Origin of the sequence: Bacillus sp. CCB-MMP212 (assembly GCF_022748145.1) — a bacterium.
Lineage (GTDB): Bacteria > Bacillota > Bacilli > Bacillales > Bacillaceae_G > Bacillus_A > Bacillus_A cereus.
Genome location: NZ_JALDQE010000002.1, coordinates 336,447 through 361,553, shown reverse-complemented (window position 1 = coordinate 361,553; position 25,107 = coordinate 336,447). Strand labels below are relative to the sequence as shown.

Genomic DNA, 25,107 nt, shown 5'->3' with positions numbered 1-25,107 from the left:
GAAGCAGCAATAGCTGCTTCTTTTTTATAGTGCTTCTATAAATAAGGCAACCCCGATACCGCCACCGACGCATAAAGAGGCAATTCCTTTTTCTAACCCACGTCTTTTTAATTCGTGAATTAAACTTACCGTAATACGAGCCCCTGTACAACCAATTGGATGCCCAAGTCCTACGCCACTACCGTTTACATTCACTTTTTCACGGTCTAAACCTAACTCTTTCTCTACAGCTAAATATTGAGCCGCGAAAGCTTCATTAATTTCAAGTAAATCTGCATCTTCTAATGACCAATCCACTTTTTCTAAACCTTTACGAATTGCTGGTGCTGGTCCAATACCCATAATTTTCGGGTCTACTCCAGCTACTGAATATCCAACAATTCTAGCTAACGGTTGTAAACCTTTTTCTTTTGCTTTTTCTTCGCTCATTAATACTAGAACTGCACTTCCGTCATTCAGGCCAGATGCATTACCTGCAGTTACAGACCCATCTTTACGGAATGCTGGTTTTAACCCTGCTAATTTTTCCGCTGTAATATCTGCACGTGGATGCTCATCCTTCGAAAATACTACTTCTTTTCTACGTTCTTTTATTGTAATAGGAACAATTTGATCGTCAAAGTGTCCAGACTCGATTGCCTTCAGTGCCAATGTATGACTGCGAAGAGCAACTTCATCTTGTTCCTCTCTTGTAATTTCATATTGTTCAACTAAATTTTCCGCTGTTTCACCCATCATAATATGGTGAATCGGATCTTCTAACACTTCCCACACCGTATCACGAATTTCTCCGTGCTGTAGACGTTGTCCCCAGCGGTGCTGTTTCAATGCATAAGGGCTCGAACTCATCGCTTCTACTCCACCTGCAACAACAACATCACTTACACCTAATTGGATTTGCATTGCAGCTGACATAATTGCTTGCATACCTGAAGAACATTGACGTTGGATTGTATATCCCGTAACTGTGTCAGGAAATCCTGCCGCTAATGCAGCTGTTCTCGCCGTATTTGCTTCATCAGTTCTTTGAATACAATGGCCTAAAATTACTTCATCAACTTCATGTGGTTCTACCCCGCCTCGTTTTACAGCTTCCTGAAGTACAGGAACAGCTAATTCTACTGGCGTTACATTTTTTAGCGCTCCTCCAAAAGTTCCAATTGGCGAACGAACTGCAGCTGTAATAACAACATTATGCATTTTGTACTTGCCCCTCTCTTATGTACCCTAGTAAGTTTTTAGGTGAAATTCCATAAGATGTATATCTATAACTATCATACTATAAACATACTAAAAAATCAAAATATTTCATATAATAAAAATAGAAGGAATTAACCTTCTATTCTGTCAGTGCATATAAAAACTTTTGCAAAATTTTCTCTGTCGTTTCATTCAATTTTGGCAACTTATCTACTGGAAAATATTGAAGTTTCAACCCTTCATGATCGAGCTTTAATTCCCCGCTCACATGATGTGCCTGATACAGATGAATGACATTGAAAATTTCATCGCCATTCGGATAACGGAAATATACTTCTTTTCCTGATAGAACACCAAGAAATTGCATTATTTTTGCAGTTAACCCCGTTTCCTCAAATAACTCTCTACGTGCCGTTTCTTCTGTCGTTTCACCCAGTTCCATCGCCCCACCAGGTACACCCCAATCATATGTATCTGAACGATATTGAAGCAATACTTCTTGTTTATCATTTAATATAATGATTGCTGATCCTACGAGAATAAGCGGTCTTGTACCAACGACTTTTCGTAACTCTTCAATATACCCCATATGTAAATTCCCCTTTCCCTAACCTCCCTTATCATAACAAAATTTCTCTCTTTTTGTTCATGTAATTTTAAAGAAAAAAAGGAAGCTTTCGCCTCCGTTTTTTCATCTTTATTTCTTAAAACTTTCATATTTTACAGCTTCAAAAGCTTCCTCAATTTCATCATTACGATAATGGACATATGTAAAACGACCCAATTCTACTAATCTTGCTATTTCCTGTAACGCTTTATGCTGCTCATATGTTTCTTTCAGCTTAATATGTACATAAAACTTCATTAAAGGATGTTCATATAAAGGTTCTCCCACCTCTACATATACATCTTCAACCCCTTGTACAACTCTTACATAACTCGCAAATTGATAAAGTGCTTCTCTGTCTGAAACGATTTTTAATGTATACATATATTCTCCCCCTTTCCTTTACTATATCAAAAAGACGACCATACCATGTTATAGAACTATGAAATTTTTTCGACTTGTCATCTATATATTCAATAAAGAAGGCGTTTATCCATACATGACATCTTTTTCCCACATATATTATAGGAAGAACTTTTTTTCATTTGAGGTGTTCCTTATGGATCCATACGTCAATATATGTATTTGCATTACTCCCGGCGCCGATATTTCTGATGACCGCATCGCAAAAGATTTAGCTGTTGCAGAATCAATTTGGCACCCCATTACATTTCAAATTCAAGAAGTAATTGTATTAAATGAACTTTTCCGTTTTTTTGACCGTGAAATCAGTTATAAAAATTCCATTCAAAGTCAAGAAAAGTTGGCATCCTTTTTCCAAACATGTGTAAATGAAGCTCCTGAATGCGACCTTTATATTTGTTATATTGGCAGTGATTATTTCAAAGAAACAGCAGTAATTGCCTGCGCTTATTCTTTAGCAAAACAACAGCAACTTACTGGCTATATCGTTTTAACAAATTCGGCTGCCCCTATGAAAAATATATATACGCTCGCTCACGAAATCGGTCATATTTTATTTACAAGACGTATTCATGGAAAACTTACTCATGCAGATCCTCATTCTCCAACCGGTTCGGAGCACCACCCTTCTCCAACAAATCTTATGTATCCAATAGTCCCTCGTCCAGAAAACGTTCATATTCATTCCTTATTAACAACAGAACAAAAAGCGCTCTCTTTACAAAGCTCTTTACTACAAAGAAAAAAACAGTAACCCTCATGTTACTGTTTAAAACAACTTGTTCCAATCAACAAACCAAATCCCGGCTGCTAGAAATAAAAATAGACAACTAAATGTAAATGTAATCCCTCTAAAAATCCCTATATAATATTTCTTTGGAAATAATTTTTTGTATATCCAAAGCAGCCCTTTTCCAATTAAACCGAAGAACAGAATATAACCCGATGTGTCATCTAATAAAGTATCGAAATAGTCATCATGTACCTTTTTCGAAAAGGTAGTATAGAGCCCAAAAATCGTTAAACCTAAAAACACAATAGACAATATACCTAGAAATATACTTTGCATATTCGTTCCCCCCTTGATAAAAAATTCAGTTCGTTCACTTCACTATTAGTATAAAACTAACTTACAGTTTTTTCCTCTTCATTTTTAAAAGACCATCTCATTAATACATATAAACTTCCGTACAGAAGTAAAGGCTCTAACATTCCCCAATATGGGTTTTGCTTCCCTAATTCTTTAAATACAAACATAATTAATAACGGTATGATAACAGCTAATATTCCAATCCATCCCAGTATGTACGCTTCACCAATTAGCAGTACTAATAAGATTATTCCAGCTAGTATATAACTTTGCATTGTAGTTAATTGCAATACAGGTGTCCCGTACCATTTATTCATAAACATTAATAGTACTAGTAATAAAATTGGTAGCAAAGCTGCTACATAAATAATGCTAAATTCTTTTATTTTGCTCTTAAATGATGACATTTTAAAAGCAAATATAACGCCTGCAACAGTAACCATTAATATAATTGGATATCCAATCAACTGCACATTCGTTAATACAAATTCATGATTAGAACTTTCAAATAAAATATTTGTAAGTAACCAATATCCTCCTATTCCAATTATCATTCCTAAAATAGTCTTTATACTCCCGCTTTTATCCTTCTCCATCTCTTTCGCTAATTCTTCCGCATACTCTTTTGGTGAGTCACCAAATATGTCCCTTACCGTCTTCCCCTTTTTTTCACCTTCTATTAAATGAAGCTCTGCATCTTCTAGAAAGGCGTCCACCTCTTCTTCTTTAATCCCTTTTGTTATTAAATATACTTTCGTATCGATTAAAAACTTTTCTCCTTCTTTAGAAACATTCATTATAACCCCTCCCTTATTTAACCATTTCTCTTCTATTCGTCTTCATCATAATTTCAAAGAAAATTAAAATAAACAAACTTCCGTATAAACATATAATTTGAAATAACATTGGCATGAGATCTTCAGATGTAAATGTTTTAAACAGTAACATAATAGAAAGTGGAATGATTAAATATAAGTTTTTAAACCATCCTTCAAAATATATATTTATCGCTACTGTGATGATAAAAATCCCACCAGCTACTATATAACTTTGGACTTCGGTGAATGTGAGCATTTTTGTAGGATATATCACATCTAATATCGTAACAGCTCCTAATAAAAACAATGGAGCAATCATAACTAAAGACCACATGGAAAACCATGTTTTTGTAAAGCTTGTGACGAAGGTCATTTTGCGAAGTAGAAAATTAGGACCCATAACAACTAAAATCAATGAAAAACTGTAACCAATACACTGAATAAGTGAAATCTGTAACATTCCATTACTCACTATTAAGATAGAAGCAATAATCCAAAAAGATACGATATTCATTACTGTAAAACCAATTTGCTTCCACGTTTCCTGTCTATCTCTTTCCATCACTTTTACAAGTTCATTTGCATATTCTTTCGGTGAGCTTCCGAAAATATCTTCTACACTCTTCCCCTCACTCTCACCTTCTATTAAATGAAGTTCTGCGTCTTCTAAAAAGTTTTCAATATCACTTTCTTTCACACTCTTTGCCGTCAAAAATAATCTCATATCTAACAAAAACTTTCGTGCTTCACTTGATAACATTATTTTCTCCTTCCCTTCCCTTCAAGTAGACGTTCTACACTACTTTGCATCGCTTCCCAGCGATCCATAAATTCATCAAGTGCTTCCTCGCCTTTTTCTGTTAATGTGTAATATTTTCTCTTTGGACCAGATGGAGATTCCTTCATTACGCTTGTTATTAGTCCTTCTTTTTGCATTCGTATTAATAACGGATAAATACTTCCCTCACTCGCCATTGTAAAACCATACTTTGCTAGCTTCTCACTCATTTCATAACCGTATATTTCGCCTTCAGAAATAATAGCAAGTAAGCATCCTTCTAAGATCCCTTTCAGCATTTGACTTGTCGACATAATTCAAATCCTCCTACTATCTTGTTTTACAAGATAGATAAGCGTAAGTATCTTGCTTTACAAAATAGTATAGCAAAGACTATTTTGCAAAACAAGATAGCTAACGATTTTTTTCCAAATGTTTGCAGGATTTTCATTATAACCTCTCTAAATAGAGCACTATGAAAACTTTATTATGAAGGGATGTTTTTCATCATGGTTACAAATCGAGTTGTCTTTTTAACAGGTGCTGCGAGTGGTATTGGATATGAAATGGGAAGTGCTTTTGCAAAAGAAGGTGCAAAAGTTGTGATTACTGATCGTCTTGAAGAACGTGCGAAAGAAGCTGCTGAGCAATTACAAAGTGAAGGTTTTCAAGCTATCGGTTTAAAATGTGACGTTACATCTGAAGAGGAAATTACAGCATCAATTTCTCAAACAGTTAGTCATTTCGGTTCATTAGATATATTAATTAACAACGCAGGAATGCAACACATTTCACCCATTGAAGACTTTCCAACGGAAAAGTTTGAGCTACTAATTCAAATTATGCAAATTGCTCCGTTTATCGCAATTAAGCATGCCTTTCCGATTATGAAAAAACAAAAATATGGTCGTATTATTAATGTCGCTTCTATTAACGGCCTTGTCGGGTTTGCTGGAAAAGCTGCCTACAATAGTGCAAAACATGGCGTAATTGGATTAACAAAAGTTGCCGCTTTAGAAGGTGCTACGCATGGTATTACTGTTAATGCCCTTTGCCCTGGTTATGTCGATACCCCTCTTGTACGTAATCAACTACAAGACTTAGCTACTACACGAAATGTACCACTTGAAAATGTTTTAGAAGATGTTATTTATCCACTCGTCCCACAAAAGCGCTTATTACAAGTACAAGAAATCGCTGATTATGCTATGTTTTTAGCGAGTGAAAAAGCTAAAGGTATTACTGGTCAAGCTGTCGTTATCGATGGTGGCTATACTGCTCAATAAAAAATAAAGTTTGCTCAAGAAGAGCAAACTTTATTTTTTATTGCGAGGATCTTCGTACTTTAGTAATTGCCGCGGGAGCTTCTCAATTGCAACAATTACCCCCTCTAATTTACTTTCAATACGGTGGAGTAAATATAATGTTACAACAATTGGAAACCCTACATTACCTATCATCTTGATCCACTCTTCCATCCTCTTCTCCTCCTTTCATTATATAAGTAAGAGAAAACAATGCATTTAGGCATAAAAAAACAAGCTATTATGTATTAGCCTGTTTTTCAAATAATGATGCAATTTCTCGTTTATAATCCCCGCTTATAATACCTTTCTCAGTAATAATTCCTGTAATTAATTCGTTCGGTGTTACGTCAAATGCAGGGTTATAAACATTCGTTCCAATTGGTGCTACTTGTTTTCCAAAGATTTTCGTAACTTCTGTTTCATCTCTTTCTTCAATAATTATTTCGGCTCCAGTTTCTTTCGTAACATCAAATGTTGACAGTGGCGCAGCAACATAAAATGGGATATCAAAGTGCTTTGCTAAAATAGCTAAATTCATTGTCCCTATTTTATTTGCCGTATCTCCATTTGCGACAATTCGATCCGCCCCTACAATAATTGCATTTATTTCTTTCGTTTGAATAGCATGAGCTGCAGTATTATCTGTAATAAGGGTCACATCAATATTTGCTTGCTTCAATTCCCAGGTCGTTAAGCGACCACCTTGTAAAACTGGTCTCGTTTCACACGCATATGCATGTAAACGCACACCTTTCTCTTTTCCAATATAAAAGGGAGCTAATGCAGTTCCATATCTGGCAGTTGCGATACTTCCAGCGTTACAGATTGTTAAAATATTATCGCCATCTTTAAAACATGTTAACGCATATTCCCCAATATTTCGGCACACCTCTTCATCTTCCTGCTGAATGCGAAGCGCTTCTTCTTCTAATGTTTTTTGTGCTTCTTTTATTGTAGTAATCTCTCGAATAGATTCTCTCATACGATCAATTGCCCAAAATAAATTTACTGCTGTCGGGCGTGACGTTCCTAAATAATTACAATCTCTATTAAACTTCTTTTGAAATTCTTCAATATGTACAATGTTATATTTTTTTGATGCAAGCGCCAAGCCAAATGCAGCTACAATTCCAATTGCAGGCGCTCCTCGTACTTCTAACATTACGATGCTTTTCCAAACCTCTTCAATAGTCGTCAATGTTTTGTATTCTGTGCTATGCGGCAATTTCGTTTGATTTAATACCGCAATTGCATCACCTTTCCAGCTTACAGATCTCGGAACAGTAACAATTGTACTCACGCTTTTACGCCCCCTGAAACTGTCTGTTGAAATAATGTTCGAAACAGTTGAATATCAGCACTTTTAGATTCATATTTTATTAGTTCTTTACCTAAGGATAGCGCTTGTTTCTTAGCTTGAATTCTTGTTTCTTTATTTTCTATTTCATCTAAATCTGCTACATGAGCTAAACCAATTGTTCTACGAATCAGTTCACATCCGGCAAATCCAACTGCATCAGTAAAGATATTTTGCAAAATAATTGGTAACCATTGTTTTTCTTTCGTATATGCTTCTACACCTTCTCCAATCCATAACTTTGTAAAAGTTTCTACAAAATAACTCCACGTCTTTTCTATATGGAAAAATAGTACACTTCTTTTCTCTTCTTCTCTAGATAAAGCATTTAATAATAGATTTGCAATAAATTGACCTATGTCAAATCCAAATGGGCCATATGTCGCAAATTCTGGATCAATCACTTTCGTTTCAGAAGGTGACGAAAAAATACTACCAGTATGTAAATCACCATGAATAAGAGTTTCTTTTCTTGTTAAGAACTTATATTTATATTGTGCTACTTTTAGTTTTAAAGTTTTATCACTCCAAAGTTCATCAACCACGAGCTGTAAATCTGGCTCATAATCATTTGTATCATAATGTCCAAACGGATCTGTAAACACTAAATCCTCTGTAATTTTACAAAGGTCCGGATTTACAAAGGTACCTTCTAGTACCCTCTTCTCTTCCGACTGTAAACCAAAATCTGAAGTGTAAAATAAAACATGTGCTAGAAAACGGCCGATATGCTGGGATAAAAGCGGATATTCTTCTCCGTCTATTAATCCTTTTCTTGTAATTGTTAGTCTTGATAAGTCTTCTATTACCGTTATCGCTAACTCTTCATCATGACTGTACACTACTGGAACATAATCCGGTACATACTGCGCAAAAATTTGTAATGCCTTGCTTTCAATCGTTGCTCTTTTTATAGACAATGGCCAGCTTTCACCAACTACTTTCGCATAAGGCAGTGCTTGTTTTATTATAATCGATTTCTCTCCATCATCTAATTTGAACACGTAATTTAAGTTTCCGTCTCCAATTTCATGACAAACGACATTTGCCTTCGCTTCAAAGTAGCCATGATCTTTCGCATATTGTACAGCTGTTATTTCTGTTAATGAATAATATCCCATCGTCTTCTCCCCCTTTTTAAATTCAGAGGTTTTTCTAACATAGAAAAACCTCTTTCCACTAAGAAAGAGGTTTGAAGTTTATCTTCTCCCCTCTTATCTGCCAGAAAGTTTTACTTTCTGCTGGAATTAGCACCGTGCCTTTTGGCGTAATAAACGCCCCATTTCACAATGGTATTACGGTCGGTTGCTGGGCTTCATCGGGCCAAATCCCTCCACCTGCTCTTGATAAGAGTTGTATAATTTTTTGAATTTTTAACTTTATGTTGAAGACTATACCAAGAATAAAAATCACTTGTCAACATTTTATTTGTATAATTCTGGACGGCGATCCGCAAAAACTGGAATTCCTTTACGTACTTCTTTAATTTTCTCGAATTCAAGCTCTCCAAATAAAATTGATTCCTCTTCATTCGCCTCTACTACAACTTCACCCCAAGGGTCCACAATTAAAGAATGACCCGCAAATACATTATTTGGATCCTTTCCCGCTCTATTACATGCAACAACATAACACTGATTTTCAACTGCTCTTGCTTGCAATAGCAAACGCCAATGTGCTAAACGAACTAATGGCCATTCTGCTACAACAAATAATACTTTTGCCCCTTTAGCAGTATGGACACGCATCCACTCTGGAAAACGAATATCATAACAAATTGTTCCAGCGCATTCAACATCATCCAGCTTAAATTCGCCCGTACCATTACCGGCTATTAAATATTTATGTTCATCCATAAGCTGAAATAAATGTACTTTACTATATTCGTTGACTAGCTGTCCTTCATTATTTACAACATACATCGTATTTGTAACGCCTTGCTCTGTTTGCTTTGCTATAGAACCACCAACAATATGTACATCATATTGCTTCGCCCATTCTATTAACTTTTCTTTCGTTTCCACTCCATCCCTATCTGCAATTTCAGAAAGTCTCGTTAAATCATATCCTGTTGTCCATAGTTCTGGTAAGACGATAACATCTGGCCTTTCCTTCATAGCTTCGCTTATTTTATTTTTAGCATTCTCAATATTTTTTTCTACATCTCCAAAAACAATATCCATTTGAATACATGCGACTTTCATTTTTTCAGCCCCATTCTTATTTTTTTCTTTACAAAATACTGGAAAGATTATATCATTTGTCACTAGAATTGTAACAACTTTCAAAAGAGGTGGAAAGTATGAAATTATTTCAACCTTCTGAGATAGTAACATCATTGCCAACACAATTTTTCGCTTCACTTGTTGCAAAAGTTAACAAAGTCGTTGCAGCTGGTCACGATGTTATTAATCTAGGTCAAGGTAATCCAGATCAACCAACACCGCAGCATATCGTAAAAGCTTTACAAGATGCTGCCGAAAAGACCATTCATCATAAATATCCGCCATTTCGCGGACATGAAAGCTTAAAGGAAGCCGTGACTACATTCTATAAACGTGAATACGGCGTCGAATTAAACCCAAAAACTGAAGTTGCTATTTTGTTTGGTGGGAAGGCTGGACTAGTAGAATTACCAATTTGTTTTACAAATCCTGGTGATACAATTCTCGTTCCGGATCCAGGCTATCCAGATTATTTATCTGGGGTTGCCTTAGCAAAGGCACACTTTGAAACCATGCCGCTTATTGCAGAAAATCATTTTTTACCGGATTATAAAAAAATTGACGACTCTATCGCTGAACGGGCAAAGTTAATGTTTTTAAACTATCCAAATAACCCTACAGGTGCTACTGCATCAAAAGATTTTTTTGATACAACCATTCATTTTGCTAATAAACATAATATATTAGTTGTTCACGATTTCGCTTACGGTGCTATCGGATTTGATGGTCAAAAACCTGTTAGTTTCTTGCAAGCAGATGGTGCGAAAGATATAGGAATTGAAATTTACACGTTATCAAAAACTTTCAATATGGCTGGCTGGCGTATTGCTTTTGCAGTTGGAAATGAAAGTGTCATCGAAACCATTAACCTATTGCAAGATCATATGTATGTTAGTATTTTTGGTGCAATTCAAGATGCTGCTCGCGAAGCACTATTAAGTTCACAGTCTTGTGTAGTAGATCTTGTAAATAGTTACGAATCTCGGAGAAACGCTCTTATTTCAGCTTGTCACTCAATTGGTTGGAATGTAGACATTCCAACCGGATCATTCTTTGCATGGCTTCCTGTACCAGAAGGTTATACATCCGAGCAATTTTCTGATATTTTACTAGAAAAAGCACACGTTGCAGTTGCTCCTGGTGTTGGATTTGGTGAACATGGCGAAGGGTATGTCCGTGTTGGTCTCTTGCATACAGAAGATAGATTACGAGAAGCCATTAATCGAATTGATAAATTAAATTTTTTCAAAAAGTAATTGACAACATGAAAAATATCTGACAAAATTCAGTTATCTTAAAAATTTAAACATTTCTAAATACTTCTTATCAAGAGCAGGTGGAGGGACGAGCCCGACGAAACCCGGCAACCGATCTACAATCGTAGACACGGTGCTAATTCTCGCAGCATTATGCTGACAGATAAGGAGCTGGTTGTAAAAAAACCTCTCCTTAGCTGAGAGGTTTTTTTATTTAACTAGGAGGTTATAACAATGAGCGGAATTATAGCGACGTATTTAATCCATGATGATTCACATAACTTAGAAAAAAAGGCTGAGCAAATTGCACTTGGTTTAACAATTGGCTCTTGGACTCATTTGCCACAATTATTGCAAGAACAATTAAAACAGCATAAAGGCAACGTCATTCATATTGAGGAATTAGCTGAACATGAACATACGAATTCGTATTTACGTAAAAAAGTAAAACGCGGAATTATTAAAATCGAATATCCGTTATTAAACTTCAGTCCAGATTTACCAGCAATTTTAACGACTACATTTGGAAAGCTATCCCTTGATGGCGAAGTAAAATTAATTGACTTAACTTTTTCAGAAGAATTGAAAGAACATTTTCCTGGTCCAAAATTCGGGATAGATGGGATTCGAAACCTTTTACAAGTGCATGATCGTCCCCTTTTAATGAGTATTTTTAAAGGAATGATTGGACGAAATATTGGGTATTTAAAAACGCAATTACGTGATCAAGCAAGTGGTGGTGTAGATATAGTAAAAGATGATGAAATATTATTTGAAAATGCATTAACACCACTTACGAAACGCATTGTATCTGGAAAAGAAGTTTTACAATCCGTATATGAAACATACGGACATAAAACGTTATATGCCGTAAATTTAACAGGACGAACTTTTGATTTAAAAGAAAATGCGAAACGTGCAGTGCAAGCTGGAGCTGATATTCTATTATTTAACGTATTTGCTTACGGACTAGATGTACTGCAATCACTTGCAGAAGATGATGAAATCCCAGTTCCTATTATGGCACACCCTGCTGTAAGTGGTGCTTATTCAGCATCTAAGTTATATGGAATTTCATCTCCATTATTACTCGGAAAGCTACTACGCTATGCTGGGGCTGACTTTTCATTATTCCCATCTCCATACGGAAGTGTTGCGCTAGAAAAAGAGGAAGCTCTTGCTATCTCAAAATATTTAACTGAAGACGATGCATTTTTCAAGAAGAGCTTTTCTGTTCCATCTGCTGGTATTCACCCTGGTTTCGTTCCCTTTATTGTACGAGATTTCGGTAAAGATGTTGTTATTAATGCTGGCGGCGGGATACATGGACATCCAAATGGAGCGCAAGGCGGTGGTAAAGCTTTCCGTACTGCAATTGATGCTACTTTGCAAAATAAACCACTCCATGAAGTAGATGACATAAATTTGCATAGTGCACTACAAATATGGGGAAATCCCTCTCATGAGGTGAAATTATGAGTATTCAAGTATTTTGTGATTTCGATGGCACGATTACAAATAATGATAACATTATGTCCATTATGGAAAAATTCGCACCACCAGAAGCTGAAGAAGTAAAGAATAGAATTTTATCACAAGAGCTATCTATTCAAGAAGGTGTTTCTCAATTATTTCGATTAATACCTACTCATCTGCACGATGAAATTATTCAATTTTTAATAGAAACTGCTGAAATTCGTAATGGTTTTCATGAATTTATACAATTTGTAAATGAAAATAACATTTCTTTTTACGTTATATCAGGTGGAATGGATTTCTTCGTCTATCCACTCTTACAAGGACTCATTCCAAAAGAGCAAATTTACTGTAATGAAACAGATTTTTCAAATGAATACATTACGGTGAATTGGCCTCATCCTTGTGATCATCATTGTCAAAATCATTGCGGATTATGTAAATCATCACTCATCCGAAAATTAAGTGATACGAATGACTTCCATATTGTGATTGGAGATTCAATTACTGATTTACAAGCTGCGAAACAAGCAGATAAAGTATTTGCTCGTGACTTCCTTATTACAAAGTGTGAAGAGAATTATATTGCTTATACACCGTTTGAAACATTCCATGATATTCAAAATGAATTAAAACATTTGTTGGAGGTGAAATCATGAAACAACTTTTTCGTCAATGGTATGACTTAAGCGAGATAAAAAAAGAATTAACAACTCGAAATTGGTTCCCAGCAACAAGTGGTAATATTTCTATAAAAGTTAGTCATGAGCCACTTACTTTTCTCATTACAGCAAGCGGTAAAGATAAAACAAAAACCACTCCAGATGATTTTCTATTAGTAGATCATGTAGGAGTTCCCGTTTTAGAGACTGAATTACGCCCTTCAGCAGAAACAATATTGCATACACATATTTATAACAATACGAATGCCGGGTGCGTACTTCATGTTCATACAACTGATAATAATGTCATCACAAATTTATATAGTGATGCAGTTACCCTTCAAAATCAAGAAATTATTAAAGCTCTCGATATTTGGGAAGAAGGTGCAACAATTCACATTCCTATTATCGAAAACCATGCCCATATCCCAACGCTTGGAGAAAACTTTCGAAAGCATATACAAGGTGATTCGGGAGCGGTATTAATCCGTAACCACGGTATTACCGTATGGGGCCGAGATAGCTTTGATGCAAAGAAGAGATTAGAAGCTTATGAGTTTTTATTCCAATTTCATATAAAACTACTATCAATTCAAGGAGGCGTTTCTAATGGCGCAAATTCGTATTCATGAAGTAAATACTCGTATTGAAAATGAAGTGGAAGTATCTAAATTTCTACAAGAGGAAGGCGTTTTATATGAGAAATGGAATATTTCTAAACTTCCTACTCATTTAAATGAAAATTATTCTTTAACAGATGAAAACAAAGCTGAAATATTAGCTGTTTTTTCAAAAGAAATCGCTGATGTTTCAGCACGTCGAGGTTATAAAGCACATGATGTAATTTCACTTTCAAATAGCACACCTAACCTTGACGAATTATTAATTAATTTCCAAAAAGAACATCATCATACAGACGACGAAGTCCGCTTTATCGTCAGTGGTCATGGCATTTTCGCTATTGAAGGCAAAGATGGGAAATTCTTTGATGTTGAACTTGAGCCAGGCGATCTAATATCTGTTCCAGAAAATGCAAGACATTATTTTACCTTGCAAGATGATCGTCAAGTTGTAGCTATTCGTATTTTTGTGACAACTGAAGGCTGGGTTCCAATCTATTAAGGTAGTTAGTTGAATAAAAGGACTTGGATCCCCTTTTCCAAACTTTTATTCACTCTACATATATACATCCTCCTATGGAACAGGCTTATTTCACTTTTGAAATAAGCCTGATTTTTTATTTACTCAAAAGTACCATTTCATCACAAATTTAACGCCTTGATTTTTCAAGTGTATTTTTTGAACATTTATTGAACATTTATTGAAATTTTTCTGAAAATTCTGTTTTGCATGTGATATACTACAATTAACTAAGAAGGAAAATAATATCGCAAACAGAGGGGGATAATCATGAGCTTACTTATCGCACTTATACTTGGAGTTACATGTGGGGCATTTCCTGTTATTTTAGGAGCTATTATGGAAGAGTTAGAAATTGGTGTTTTAGGATTTGTCGCATCTTGTGTAAGCGCTTTATTATTTGGTTTATTCGGCGCTATTCCTGTTTCAATTCTGTGTGCTTTTTATATAATACGCCATGCTCGTACAAAACAATTTGGTCCTAATCACATCGCACAAATTATCCCATTCCCAGTTGAACGATGTCGCCGCGCTTCTAACTTATAATGACTAAATAAATAAAAGTCCTCAAATGAGGACTTTTATTTATTTTCTTCTAGAAATTGAAACAATTCTTGTAGATGTAGGGCATCTTCACCATAGCTAACAGATACATGAAATATACCGTCAATCTCAGCTTGCATATAAAGATCCACTCCATCACGATCATATTTCAATGCCAAATAAAACTCCATTTCTTCTAACATCTTTTTAGAGGTTCGAATTACATAATGCCCCTTCTCATCTCTTCCATATTCAAAGTCTGGTTCAAAATCATATTTTTGTTTAAAAGCTTCTTTTTGTTTTTCATTAATTTGCATACAAGTAGCTCGCTGTACAGTATCAATCATCTCATCAAACTTTTGAAGGTCCACCTCGTTTACCCCCTTATATATTTTTTATATAATACTTGTGTTCCACTATTTTCTTCGCCATCCTTAACTAACTCTTCATACAATTCTTTCGCCAAACTTAAGCCTGGGACTGGTAATTGTAATTTTTCTGCTTCCTCTAAAGCAATTTTCATATCTTTCATAAAATGCTTTACATAAAATCCTGGCTCAAAGTCTCCTTTTAACATTCGAGGAGCTAAATTACTTAATGACCAACTACCTGCTGCCCCTGTTGAAATACTCTCTAACACTTTATCTGGATTCAGTCCAGCCTTCTTCGCGTAAGCAACAGCCTCACATACTCCAATCATATTGGAAGCAATCGCAATTTGATTGCACATTTTTGTATGTTGTCCACTCCCAGCTGGTCCTTGTAATTGAATGTTTGTTCCTAACTTTTCAAGTAAAGGTAAGCATCTATCATATATTTCTTTCTCTCCACCTACCATAATTGCGAGTTTTGCTTCTTTCGCACCAACATCTCCTCCTGAGACAGGTGCATCTAACGTATATATATTTTTGCTTTTTGCAACTTCATTAATACGTTTTGCTAAAGTAGGTGTAGATGTCGTAAAGTCAATTGCTATCGTACCTTCTTTTGCATGTTCTATAATTCCTTCTATACCAAAATACACTTCTTCTACATCATGTGGATATCCAACCATTGTCATTACAATATCAACTTGCTTCACTAACTCTTTTGGCGTATCACACCATTGTGCACCATCTTGCACTAAAGAATCTGTTTTTGCTTTCGTTCTATTATATACATATACTTTATGACCATCTTGCATTAAGTGATAAACCATACTTTTTCCCATTACGCCAATACCAATGAAACCTATTGATAAAGTTTTATGTTCCATTTTCTCATCCCCTTTGTTCTAATAAATCATTTACCATCTTTCGGAACTCTTTATTAAAGTCATCATCCATACTATTTTTTACATTTGAAAATAACATAACAAAAATTCCTTTTTCTTTATTAAAATTATTGAAAGTGTTCCAACCAGATAATACACCATGATTATGAAAATAATCTGGATATATATAAAAACTAAATGCATATTTCCGTTCTGCTGAAGGCGAAAACATTGCTTGTATACTTTGTTCAGAAAGAAGTTTTCCACTTATAATTGCTTCGTCTAACTTCTTCATATCTCCAACTGTCGTATACATCTCACCACAACCATATAGCCAATCCATGCCTAACTTCTGCGCTGGTACAAGCTCTTGATTTTTTTTCACATAACCCTTTGTAAAATTTTTATCTCCAGGTACCATATTTCCCATACCGGATTCATGCATATCTGCTTTTACAAATATGTTTTCTTTTATGTAATCTCCTAAAGGTTTTTTCGAGATATGTTCTATTATATAAGCAAGAACCATATAATTATAATCTGTATATCTCCAACCTGTTCCTGCAGGAAATTCTAAATTTTGACGTCCAATCCAATTAACTAACTGTAAACGGGAAGCAGCATTCACATTCCCTTTCGCATGTTCAGGTAAACCAGAGGTATGGGTTAACAAATGATATAGTGTAATATTTTTATTCTCCGGAAATGAAGGAATATATTTATTTACATTATCTTGAATATTCAATTTACCTTGTTCTTGCAACTGTAAAATAGATGTGGCAACAACTGTTTTCGTAATAGAACCAATACGATATTTTGTTTGAGGCGTATTTTCTATTTTATTTTGAACATCAGCATACCCATATCCTTTATTCAATATAACACGCTCTTTATCTGTTACCAAAACTGTTCCATTAAATTGCTTTCCGACTAAATATTGATCTAATTTTTGAGATATGCTAGCATAATCAATTTGTTGCTCTTCTTTTTCTTCTATATTCCCTTGTACTTCTGATTCAATAGTAGGATTCACTTTAGTTGTTAATACAGTGTTTTCCTTTATATTGGGGCTAACAAGAAAATAGTATACTCCGCCGCCAACTATAGCAGACAGTGAAGCCATCACCATTACTTTTTTTATCATATTGATCCTCCATAATTCCTTCGCTAAAAATTGTCCCCCTATTCTATTATCAAACAATAAAAAAAAATCGCAACAATTTGTTGCGAAAAATTACATTTTTTCTTTTCTATACACACATACTTGATTCTTCCCATTTTTTTTCGCTTCATATAATGCAATGTCCGCTCGTTGCATTAATTCTTCTCTTGTAGTTCCTTGTTCATATAACGCAACTCCAAAGCTAGCTGTTAGCTTCGAAATTCCAGTGAATTGCTTTGTTTCAATGAAGAATCGTAATGACTCCGCAACTTGAAATGCTTCCTTTTCTACTGTATTTGTCACTAATATAATGAATTCTTCTCCTCCCCATCTTGCAAATACATGTTGTTGCTCCACTTTAGATTTCATAAGCTCTGCAAGTTGTATTAATGCCAAATCACCAAAATCATGACCATATGTGTCATTAACCGTTTTAAAATTATCTATATCAAATAAAATGATAGCTATTTTCTCATCACTACGTATTACCTTTTCCCACTCTACCTCTAGTATTTGTTGAAACTTTAAACGATTATAAATCTCTGTCAATGAATCTACCATAGCAAGTCTTTCTTGCTCTTGATAGATTTCATCTAATTCTGTAATTTCCGTGCACTTTACAATAAATCTTGATAAATCTTCTGGCAATGGTGTCGCACGTAATAAAAAAGTGGATACTACCCCTTCATAATTTAGCATCTTAATTCTTCTACCACTTGATAAAGTATCGTCTAACCATGTGATATCATGCGTCGTCGAATAGTATCCACTTTCTCTAATAAAATGTTCAGCAAATACTAAATGTTGCTCACGATAGGCAAACAGATTTTCATATCCAAAAAAAGCTAAAAAATTTGTATTACAATCAACAATCTCATCATCTTCTACTATAAATAATAGATCATTTTGAAAATCAAACATCGTTTGAAGCAATTCCTGCTGCAAACCGACTTGCCTTACTAAAGAAAGTTGATACAAACTCTTATTCACTTCCTCTAACACTGCTTGCGGAGTTACAGGAGCTATTACAATATTACGTATTCCTAATGCAAGTACATCTGTGAATTCTTTTGTTATTTGTTGATCCCAAATGACAATGAATGTACTGTGCGGAGTATACATATTCTTTATATATTTTATTTGAGAATAATCTGTTACATACGTAATGATAATGTGTGGTTTCGTTCTTTGAAATAATAGTTCGCCCTCTTCAAAACTATTTGCTATAAACATACATTTTGGATGGATATTTTCTACCGTTTGTTGATGCTTACATCCATTTTCTATATAAAGGACATTTAACTGCAGATCTTGTAACACATTTTGGAAAACCGTATTCTCTAATAAAAAATGTAGTATGTTCATCACTAGTCTTCACTCACTTCATATATCTTGTTCTACTGAATTCCTCACAAACTTTTTTAAAAGACTGTTCTCCAATAAACTTTAATTTGTGAGAGATACATATTAACAAGCTAATTGAGAATGTTATCTTCGCTTTTCACTCTATAAATTCCTTTTTTAGTGTATGATTGTAGGAATTGTATCGTTTGTATGAATGCCCTAGCTTATTTTTAAAACTTGACAATTAAAATAAAGATATTATATTCTTAAATTCGATAACTTACAAAATGTAAGTAGTGTATATTATTTTTTTGAAAATAATTCGATATACAATTTGGAGGATATACAATGACAAACGACAACTTTTTTAACGTTCTATATGAACGCACATCTACACGTGCATTCAACCCAAATAAAGAAATCTCATCTACAGAATTACATGAGATTTTAAAAGCCGCAGCACAAGCACCTTCCGCTTGGAACTTGCAACACTGGAAATTCCTCGTTTTTCAAGGTGAAGATGTACAAAAACGATTACACCCAATAGCTTATAACCAACAACAAATTCTTGATGCTTCTGCAGTAGTCGCTATTTTAGGTGATTTAGAAGCTTATAAAAATGTTGAGCCAGTATATGGTCCAATTGTAGAACAAGGATTTATGAAAGAAGAAGCAAAAGAACGCTTAGCTAAAAATATTGAATCTGCATATGCTCGTGAACAATTCCCAAGAGATGCTGCCTTTTCAAATGCATCTTTAGCAGCAATGCAACTTATGCTTGCAGCTAAAGCAACTGGTTGGGATACTTGTGCTATTGGTGGCTTCAATCCACAAGCACTGACAGACGAATTTAACGTTTCATCTCGTTACGTTCCAATTATGCTTATTACAATTGGTGAATCAACTTTAAAAGGACACCCTGCACCTCGTATGAGCGTAGAGCAAGTGAGTGAGTGGGCAAAATAATAAAAAACGAAGGTAACTACATTGCCTTCGTTTTTTTTATTCCCTGTCATACTTTTGTAATATTACTACAAATCATTCGACATTTATACTTATGGAAAAGTATATTCTATTCCCTTATCATAAATAAACTTGACGTTTTGTGTCGAATTTTGTTTAGGTGTTGAAATATACCCGTGTGTTTTTGTTACAATTGTGATACAATGATAACAAATAGATAACAAGAGAGGGATTTTCATTGAGTTCATACGGAAGCTTTATCGCACTTTTATGTTACATAGTAACTGTACTGCTTCTATATTTTATTGGTGATGCCGCAAACATCTCCATTTTACAATTCCCAAAAGAAGAAGCATTCCAATTAGAATCAGAAAAACATACTGCACGATCCATTGTACCACTACTCCTAGCTCTTCCTGTATATATCATCGTTTTATATAAAAGTAAAAAAGTGTAAAGGCTACCTATTTCATTTATTTCGGTGGTTTTTACATTTTTTGTTATATTTCCCCTATTTTAAACATCATTCCGTACTAAACACCCAGCTAGTCATTTAAAATGAGAAAATCCCCTAGAAAAAATTCCACTCTCTGTCCAGTCACTCACTACCGAACTTACATAGATTATAAGTGTGAAGGGGGTGATGAGGATTATGTTTGGATCATTTGGATGCTGTGATAACTTTAGAGACTGTCATCATCATGAAAGAGAGTGCAGACATCATGAGAAAGAGAAAGAGAGAGAAGTAGTTAGACCACAACAACCAGCTGTATGTAACGTACTTGCTAGCATTTCAGTTGGAACAGAGCTTTCTCTTTTAAGCATTAGAGGTAATGGCACTTTCAACAATGTAATTTTTGAAGGTTTCGCTAACGGTGTTGCTCTTTTCTCTGCTTTAGCTCGTAATAACAAAGACGACAAAGATAACAATAAAGACGATAAGAACAATCAAAATCGAAATACTTTTACTGGTATTTTACGTGTATGCCCAACTGATATCGTTGCTATCGCTATCTAATTCCGTTCCTTATCCTCTATAGTAAGAAAATAAGATTTATTTTTCTCATAGAAAAAACCTGAGACCGATTTCAAATCGACTCAGGTTTTTTTATTGGTTATATGCTTTTAACTAGTTCAACAACTTCTTCAGCAGTTGACATCATTAATGCTTTTTCTGCTAATGTTTCCATTTCTGCTTTTGACAACTTGCTTAGTTGTGTTCTTGCAGGAAGAATAGATGTTGCACTCATACTGAACTCATCTAAACCTAATCCTAATAATAATGGGATAGCAAGTGAATCGCCTGCCATCTCACCACACATACCAGCCCATTTGCCTTCTTTATGAGCAGCATCGATAACCATTTTTACAAGACGTAAAATAGATGGGTTATATGGTTGGTATAAGTATGATACTTGTTCGTTCATACGGTCTGCAGCCATTGTGTATTGGATTAAATCATTTGTTCCGATAGAGAAGAAGTCAACTTCTTTCGCGAATTGATCTGCTAATACAGCTGAAGCTGGGATTTCAACCATCATACCAACTTCAATAGAATCAGAAACAGTTGTACCCGCTTCTACAAGTTTCGCTTTCTCTTCTAATAAAATTGCTTTTGCTTGACGGAACTCATCAAGAGTTGCAATCATTGGGAACATAATTTTTAAGTTACCGTATACGCTAGCACGAAGTAATGCACGAAGTTGTGTACGGAACACATCTTGCTCATCAAGACATAAGCGAATTGCACGGTATCCTAAGAATGGGTTCATTTCTTTTGGTAAATGTAAGTATGGAAGCTCTTTATCTCCACCGATGTCAAGTGTACGAACAACGACTGGTTGACCTTCTTTTACACCTTCAAGAACTGCTTTATACGCTTCGAACTGCTCTTCTTCTGTTGGAAGATTGTCACGACCCATGTATAAGAATTCTGTACGGTATAAGCCAACGCCTTCTCCGCCATTATCGATAATACCTTGTACATCATTTGGTGTTCCGATATTTGCAACAAGCTCAACGTGATGTCCATCACTTGTTACAGTAGCTTGGTCTTTTAATTTTGCCCATTCAGTTTTTTGCTCTTCAAATTTCGCTTTCTTTTCTTCAAACGAACGAAGAGTTTCTTCTGATGGGTTTACAATTACTTCTCCATCTAAACCGTCAATGATAACGATATCGCCGTTTTGGATTTTCTCCATAACAACTTTCGTACCAACAACAGCTGGAATTTCCATAGAACGAGCCATAATTGCAGAGTGAGATGTACGTCCACCGATATCAGTAGTGAAACCTTTTGCATACTTACGGTTTAACTGAGCTGTATCAGATGGTGTTAAATCTTCAGCAATAATGATTACCTCTTCAGAAATTGTACCAGGATTTGAGAAGTTAATTCCTAGTAAATGTGCAAGAACGCGTTTTGTTACGTCACGAATGTCCGCAGCACGTTCTTTCATATATTCATTATCCATGTTTTCAAACATAGAAATAAACATTGATGCAACTTCATCCATTGCAAATTCAGCATTTACTTTTTCGCTATTTACTTTATCTTTTACTGGGTTTACTAGTTCTGGATCATTTAACACTAATAAATGTGCTTCAAAGATCGCAGCTTTGTCAGCACCTAGCTCAGCAAATGCGTGGTCCTTAATAGCTTCTAATTCAGTTTTTGCTTTCTCAAGCGCAGCGTCTAAGCGTGCAATTTCTGCAGCTTCGTTTGTAATTGATTTCTTTTCGATGTTAAATTCAGGATTTTCAAGTCTGAAAGCCTTTGCAATAGCAATCCCACTTGATGCAGCGATCCCTTGAATGTTAAGAGTCATTATTCTCCTAATCCTTCGTTTTTCATAGTTTCTTCGATAGCTGCTAGTGCTTGAGCTGCATCATCACCATTTGCAGTGATTTTAATTTCTGCGTTTTGTTGAATGCCTAAAGACATAACGCCCATGATTGATTTTAAGTTAACGTTCTTTCCGTTATACTCTAAGTTAATGTCAGAACCGAATTTGCTTGCAGTGTTTACAAGTAGAGTTGCTGGACGAGCATGAATTCCTGAGTCGCTAGTTACTTTAAAGATTTTTTCCATGATTATTTATCTCCTTTAAATTACAGTTTTTTTTAGTTGTATAGACGTGAGTACTACATCATCTATTGTATATAATAGGCGATGTTCGGTCAACCACATCGCCTATTATAATTATAAACATTTTGCGTCAAATTCCTACTGAATGTCAATAATAGCGGTTTCGCCCTTCTTAACATTTCCATCTTTTTTCAATTCGACTTGTTGCCCTTGTTGTAAGTTTGTAAATACAATTGGTGTAATGATAGATGGTGCATTTTCTTTTACAAATGCAAGATCTACTTTTAATAATGGTTGGCCTTGCTTCACTTTATCACCTTGTGCTACAAGTGCCTCGAATCCTTCACCATTTAATTTTACAGTATCAATACCAAAGTGGATTAAAATTTCTTTTCCGCCTTCAGATTGAATACCAATCGCATGTTTTGTAGGGAATACATTGACAATTTCACCATTAACTGGAGAAACTACTGTTCCTTCAGTTGGCTCAATTGCAAATCCGTCTCCCATCATTTTTCCTGAGAATACTTGGTCAGGCACTTCTGTAATTGGTAAGATTTTCCCTTCGATTGGTGATACAATTGTTTCATTTTCATCAACTTTTTGAGGAGTTTCTTCCACTTTTACAGGTTCTTCTTTTTCAACATGAGGTGTACGACCTGACATTATATCATGAATTTGTGATTTTAATGTGTCAGATTTCGGTCCGAAAATAGCTTGAATGTTATTTCCAACTTCAAGTACACCAGCTGCTCCAAGTTCTTTTAAGCGGTCTTTGTTTACATTCTTTTGTTCGTTAACTTGAACACGTAAACGAGTAATACAAGCATCTAAAGAAGCAATGTTTTCTTTACCACCAAGTGCTACTAATACTTCACGAGGAAGTTCGCCTGCCTCTGTTTTTCCTGCACCGTCATTCGCATTTGCCTCTTCACGACCAGGTGTTTTTAGATTCCATTTACGGATTGCAAAGCGGAATCCGAAGTAGTAAATAACTGCTAGTACAAGACCAACAATAATTACCCACCACCATGCTGTACGGCCTGGTAATACACCGAATAATAGGAAGTCAATTAAACCACCAGAGAATGTCATACCAATTTTAACACCTAAAATTTGCATTGTCATAAATGATAGACCAGCAAATACAGCGTGAATTCCGAATAATACTGGCGCTACGAATAAGAATGAAAATTCAAGTGGCTCTGTAATACCTGTTAAGAAAGATGTTAATGCTGCAGAACCTAAAATACCTGCTGCTAATTTTTTATTTTCTGGACGTGCTTCATGGTACATTGCTAAAGCTGCTGCTGGAAGACCGAACATCATGAACGGATACTTACCAGTTGTAAATGTACCTGCTGTTAATTCTACACCGTCTTTTAACTGTGCCATAAAGATTTTTTGGTCACCACGGATTAATTCGCCAGCTGCATTTGTATACTGACCGAATTCGAACCAGAACGGTGAATAGAAAATGTGATGTAGTCCAAATGGAATTAATGAACGTTCAATTAAACCGAATATAAATGCTGCGATTGTTCTATTTGCATCAATCATTTGATGTGAGAACGTGTTTAAGCCACCTTGAATGTATGGCCAAACGAAGCACATGATAATACCTACTATTAAAGAGAATGTTGCAGTTGCGATCGGTACGAAACGCTTACCTGCAAAGAAACCTAAGTATGATGGTAATTCAATGTTGAAGTATTTATTATAGCAATATGCCGCTACTATACCGACGATAATACCACCAAATACCCCTGTTTGTAGCGTTGGAATACCTAATACGTTTGCATACGCTGGATCTGCAAATCCAATTTTTACTGGGTCTGCTCCAGAACTTGTTACTTTCACTAGCTTATCTACTTCTAAGAACACACTCATCGTTTTGTTCATAATTAAGTAGCCGACGAATGCTGCTAAACCAGCTACTCCATCTCCACCAGCTAAACCAATTGCTACCCCAACTGCGAATAATAATGCAAGGTTAGCGAAAATAATATCACCAGATTGTTCCATAATTTTTGCAACCATTACGAACCAATCTGCTTTTAAAGCAGGAATAACATTTGTTAACTGTGGATTTTGAAATGCATTACCAAATCCAAGTAAAATACCTGCTGCCGGTAAAATCGCTACTGGAAGCATTAACGCTTTTCCGACTTTTTGAAGAACACCAAAGATCTTCTTAAACATGGAAACCCTTCCTCTCTTATCTATATTGATACCTTCCGACAAACGCCAAAAAGACATGAGGAAAAAAAGATAGAACGATAGCTATACAAAGGGTAGTATATCCCTTTCTCTAGCTTACATTCCTTACTTTTCTCCACTCATGCCTGATCGAATCAGTAACACGTGTCAAAAATAGGTTTACGTATAAGTTCACTATAATTAAGGCAAACGTTTT

The 25,107-nt window shown here is 35.2% G+C and carries 29 protein-coding genes and 2 riboswitches; of the genes, 11 read left to right on the top strand and 18 right to left on the bottom strand.

Translation table 11 applies throughout. From position 1 onward, the window contains the following. Positions 1 to 24 precede the first annotated feature (24 nt). The 3 genes from MRP26_RS06730 to MRP26_RS06720 all read right to left on the bottom strand — a co-directional run bounded on the left by MRP26_RS06730 (position 25) and on the right by MRP26_RS06720 (position 2,191). The gene (locus MRP26_RS06730; RefSeq protein WP_000552075.1) at positions 25 to 1,200 is read right to left on the bottom strand and encodes an acetyl-CoA C-acetyltransferase; all 1,176 of its coding nucleotides are present in this window, start codon (positions 1,198 to 1,200) and stop codon (positions 25 to 27) included. Between the two features lie 139 nt (positions 1,201 to 1,339). Continuing rightward, positions 1,340 to 1,789, bottom strand: a complete 450-nt coding sequence (locus tag MRP26_RS06725) for an NUDIX hydrolase (protein WP_002005651.1) — start codon at positions 1,787 to 1,789, stop codon at positions 1,340 to 1,342. Between the two features lie 108 nt (positions 1,790 to 1,897). After that, positions 1,898 to 2,191: a DUF3928 family protein gene (locus tag MRP26_RS06720; protein ID WP_000288330.1), complete on the bottom strand. Its 294-nt coding sequence runs from the start codon at positions 2,189 to 2,191 to the stop codon at positions 1,898 to 1,900. Positions 2,192 to 2,366: 175 nt separating this feature from the next. Here MRP26_RS06720 and MRP26_RS06715 point away from each other — a divergent pair, with 175 nt between their 5' ends. After that, positions 2,367 to 2,984 carry an ImmA/IrrE family metallo-endopeptidase gene (locus tag MRP26_RS06715; RefSeq protein ID WP_000371606.1) on the top strand — a complete coding sequence of 206 codons (618 nt, stop codon included), beginning with the start codon at positions 2,367 to 2,369 and terminating at the stop codon, positions 2,982 to 2,984. Positions 2,985 to 2,999: 15 nt separating this feature from the next. On the opposite strand, the gene MRP26_RS06710 is transcribed toward MRP26_RS06715, so the two are convergent. From MRP26_RS06710 to MRP26_RS06695, 4 genes are read right to left on the bottom strand one after another with little or no spacing between them, the layout of a single operon-like run. Further along, the gene (locus MRP26_RS06710; protein WP_050844468.1) at positions 3,000 to 3,299 is read right to left on the bottom strand and encodes a hypothetical protein; all 300 of its coding nucleotides are present in this window, start codon (positions 3,297 to 3,299) and stop codon (positions 3,000 to 3,002) included. A gap of 56 nt (positions 3,300 to 3,355) precedes the next feature. Further along, a complete protein-coding gene (locus MRP26_RS06705) occupies positions 3,356 to 4,117 on the bottom strand; it encodes a DUF1129 domain-containing protein (RefSeq protein WP_197242708.1) in 762 nt (253 codons plus the stop codon). Between the two features lie 13 nt (positions 4,118 to 4,130). Beyond that, complete coding sequence (locus tag MRP26_RS06700) at positions 4,131 to 4,898, bottom strand: DUF1129 domain-containing protein (protein WP_168410254.1); 768 nt, start codon at positions 4,896 to 4,898, stop codon at positions 4,131 to 4,133. Continuing rightward, positions 4,898 to 5,230 (bottom strand): PadR family transcriptional regulator, encoded by a 333-nt coding sequence (locus tag MRP26_RS06695; protein ID WP_000107977.1) that lies wholly within the window; start codon positions 5,228 to 5,230, stop codon positions 4,898 to 4,900. The genes MRP26_RS06700 and MRP26_RS06695 overlap by 1 nt, the downstream gene beginning before the upstream one ends. A 195-nt stretch (positions 5,231 to 5,425) precedes the next feature. Between MRP26_RS06695 and MRP26_RS06690 the strand changes: the two genes are divergently transcribed. Beyond that, a complete protein-coding gene (locus MRP26_RS06690) occupies positions 5,426 to 6,202 on the top strand; it encodes a 3-hydroxybutyrate dehydrogenase (protein ID WP_098126057.1) in 777 nt (258 codons plus the stop codon). A 30-nt stretch (positions 6,203 to 6,232) separates the two neighbouring features. Here MRP26_RS06690 and MRP26_RS06685 read toward each other — a convergent pair whose 3' ends face one another. The 4 genes from MRP26_RS06685 to MRP26_RS06670 all read right to left on the bottom strand — a co-directional run bounded on the left by MRP26_RS06685 (position 6,233) and on the right by MRP26_RS06670 (position 9,868). Next, positions 6,233 to 6,394, bottom strand: coding sequence for a YvrJ family protein (locus MRP26_RS06685; protein ID WP_000393338.1), 162 nt, complete (start codon positions 6,392 to 6,394; stop codon positions 6,233 to 6,235). Positions 6,395 to 6,461: 67 nt separating this feature from the next. Next, positions 6,462 to 7,523 (bottom strand): S-methyl-5-thioribose-1-phosphate isomerase, encoded by a 1,062-nt coding sequence (gene mtnA / locus MRP26_RS06680; protein WP_071713530.1) that lies wholly within the window; start codon positions 7,521 to 7,523, stop codon positions 6,462 to 6,464. Further along, positions 7,520 to 8,701 (bottom strand): S-methyl-5-thioribose kinase, encoded by a 1,182-nt coding sequence (mtnK, locus tag MRP26_RS06675; RefSeq protein ID WP_000542674.1) that lies wholly within the window; start codon positions 8,699 to 8,701, stop codon positions 7,520 to 7,522. Before mtnK ends, mtnA begins: the two co-directional genes overlap by 4 nt. Before the next feature lie 90 nt (positions 8,702 to 8,791). Continuing rightward, positions 8,792 to 8,933, bottom strand: a riboswitch (SAM riboswitch). Between the two features lie 71 nt (positions 8,934 to 9,004). Beyond that, positions 9,005 to 9,868: a carbon-nitrogen family hydrolase gene (locus MRP26_RS06670; protein ID WP_016512349.1), complete on the bottom strand. Its 864-nt coding sequence runs from the start codon at positions 9,866 to 9,868 to the stop codon at positions 9,005 to 9,007. 14 nt (positions 9,869 to 9,882) lie between these two features. Between MRP26_RS06670 and MRP26_RS06665 the strand changes: the two genes are divergently transcribed. The 6 genes from MRP26_RS06665 (at position 9,883) to MRP26_RS06640 (ending at position 14,885) form a co-directional block, all read left to right on the top strand. Continuing rightward, positions 9,883 to 11,061: a pyridoxal phosphate-dependent aminotransferase gene (locus MRP26_RS06665; RefSeq protein WP_053563713.1), complete on the top strand. Its 1,179-nt coding sequence runs from the start codon at positions 9,883 to 9,885 to the stop codon at positions 11,059 to 11,061. A 64-nt stretch (positions 11,062 to 11,125) separates the two neighbouring features. Beyond that, positions 11,126 to 11,231: riboswitch (SAM riboswitch) on the top strand. Positions 11,232 to 11,295: 64 nt separating this feature from the next. Beyond that, positions 11,296 to 12,540 (top strand): 2,3-diketo-5-methylthiopentyl-1-phosphate enolase, encoded by a 1,245-nt coding sequence (gene mtnW / locus MRP26_RS06660; RefSeq protein WP_000014203.1) that lies wholly within the window; start codon positions 11,296 to 11,298, stop codon positions 12,538 to 12,540. Next, positions 12,537 to 13,196 carry a 2-hydroxy-3-keto-5-methylthiopentenyl-1-phosphate phosphatase gene (mtnX, locus tag MRP26_RS06655; protein WP_000027487.1) on the top strand — a complete coding sequence of 220 codons (660 nt, stop codon included), beginning with the start codon at positions 12,537 to 12,539 and terminating at the stop codon, positions 13,194 to 13,196. Before mtnW ends, mtnX begins: the two co-directional genes overlap by 4 nt. Continuing rightward, positions 13,193 to 13,831, top strand: a complete 639-nt coding sequence (locus MRP26_RS06650) for a methylthioribulose 1-phosphate dehydratase (RefSeq protein WP_000811341.1) — start codon at positions 13,193 to 13,195, stop codon at positions 13,829 to 13,831. Before mtnX ends, MRP26_RS06650 begins: the two co-directional genes overlap by 4 nt. After that, positions 13,809 to 14,321, top strand: coding sequence for a 1,2-dihydroxy-3-keto-5-methylthiopentene dioxygenase (locus MRP26_RS06645; RefSeq protein WP_000057317.1), 513 nt, complete (start codon positions 13,809 to 13,811; stop codon positions 14,319 to 14,321). The genes MRP26_RS06650 and MRP26_RS06645 overlap by 23 nt, the downstream gene beginning before the upstream one ends. A 288-nt stretch (positions 14,322 to 14,609) precedes the next feature. After that, positions 14,610 to 14,885 carry a hypothetical protein gene (locus MRP26_RS06640; RefSeq protein WP_000054659.1) on the top strand — a complete coding sequence of 92 codons (276 nt, stop codon included), beginning with the start codon at positions 14,610 to 14,612 and terminating at the stop codon, positions 14,883 to 14,885. Positions 14,886 to 14,920: 35 nt separating this feature from the next. On the opposite strand, the gene MRP26_RS06635 is transcribed toward MRP26_RS06640, so the two are convergent. From MRP26_RS06635 to MRP26_RS06620, 4 genes are all read right to left on the bottom strand, one after another. Continuing rightward, positions 14,921 to 15,253 (bottom strand): DUF3909 family protein, encoded by a 333-nt coding sequence (locus tag MRP26_RS06635; RefSeq protein ID WP_000365617.1) that lies wholly within the window; start codon positions 15,251 to 15,253, stop codon positions 14,921 to 14,923. Positions 15,254 to 15,258: 5 nt separating this feature from the next. After that, positions 15,259 to 16,137, bottom strand: a complete 879-nt coding sequence (locus tag MRP26_RS06630) for an NAD(P)-dependent oxidoreductase (RefSeq protein WP_053563711.1) — start codon at positions 16,135 to 16,137, stop codon at positions 15,259 to 15,261. A gap of 4 nt (positions 16,138 to 16,141) precedes the next feature. Continuing rightward, positions 16,142 to 17,278, bottom strand: coding sequence for a serine hydrolase (locus tag MRP26_RS06625; RefSeq protein WP_142245152.1), 1,137 nt, complete (start codon positions 17,276 to 17,278; stop codon positions 16,142 to 16,144). Positions 17,279 to 17,368: 90 nt separating this feature from the next. Then, complete coding sequence (locus MRP26_RS06620) at positions 17,369 to 18,661, bottom strand: GGDEF domain-containing protein (RefSeq protein WP_001023187.1); 1,293 nt, start codon at positions 18,659 to 18,661, stop codon at positions 17,369 to 17,371. Positions 18,662 to 18,988: 327 nt separating this feature from the next. On the opposite strand from MRP26_RS06620, the gene MRP26_RS06615 reads away from it, so the two are divergent. The 3 genes from MRP26_RS06615 (at position 18,989) to MRP26_RS06605 (ending at position 20,621) form a co-directional block, all read left to right on the top strand. Then, positions 18,989 to 19,606: a nitroreductase family protein gene (locus MRP26_RS06615; protein ID WP_000180387.1), complete on the top strand. Its 618-nt coding sequence runs from the start codon at positions 18,989 to 18,991 to the stop codon at positions 19,604 to 19,606. A 235-nt stretch (positions 19,607 to 19,841) separates the two neighbouring features. After that, entirely contained in the window at positions 19,842 to 20,060 is a 219-nt protein-coding gene (locus MRP26_RS06610) for a hypothetical protein (RefSeq protein ID WP_000100485.1), read from the top strand. A 195-nt stretch (positions 20,061 to 20,255) separates the two neighbouring features. Beyond that, positions 20,256 to 20,621 (top strand): DUF3915 domain-containing protein, encoded by a 366-nt coding sequence (locus tag MRP26_RS06605; RefSeq protein WP_000468017.1) that lies wholly within the window; start codon positions 20,256 to 20,258, stop codon positions 20,619 to 20,621. 97 nt (positions 20,622 to 20,718) lie between these two features. Here MRP26_RS06605 and ptsP read toward each other — a convergent pair whose 3' ends face one another. The 3 genes from ptsP to ptsG all read right to left on the bottom strand — a co-directional run bounded on the left by ptsP (position 20,719) and on the right by ptsG (position 24,893). Beyond that, positions 20,719 to 22,431, bottom strand: a complete 1,713-nt coding sequence (gene ptsP / locus MRP26_RS06600; RefSeq protein WP_000174216.1) for a phosphoenolpyruvate--protein phosphotransferase — start codon at positions 22,429 to 22,431, stop codon at positions 20,719 to 20,721. Continuing rightward, positions 22,431 to 22,694 carry a phosphocarrier protein HPr gene (ptsH, locus tag MRP26_RS06595; protein ID WP_000411080.1) on the bottom strand — a complete coding sequence of 88 codons (264 nt, stop codon included), beginning with the start codon at positions 22,692 to 22,694 and terminating at the stop codon, positions 22,431 to 22,433. The genes ptsP and ptsH overlap by 1 nt, the downstream gene beginning before the upstream one ends. A 135-nt stretch (positions 22,695 to 22,829) precedes the next feature. Continuing rightward, a complete protein-coding gene (ptsG, locus tag MRP26_RS06590; protein WP_061659903.1) occupies positions 22,830 to 24,893 on the bottom strand; it encodes a PTS glucose transporter subunit IIABC in 2,064 nt (687 codons plus the stop codon). Positions 24,894 to 25,107 lie beyond the last annotated feature (214 nt).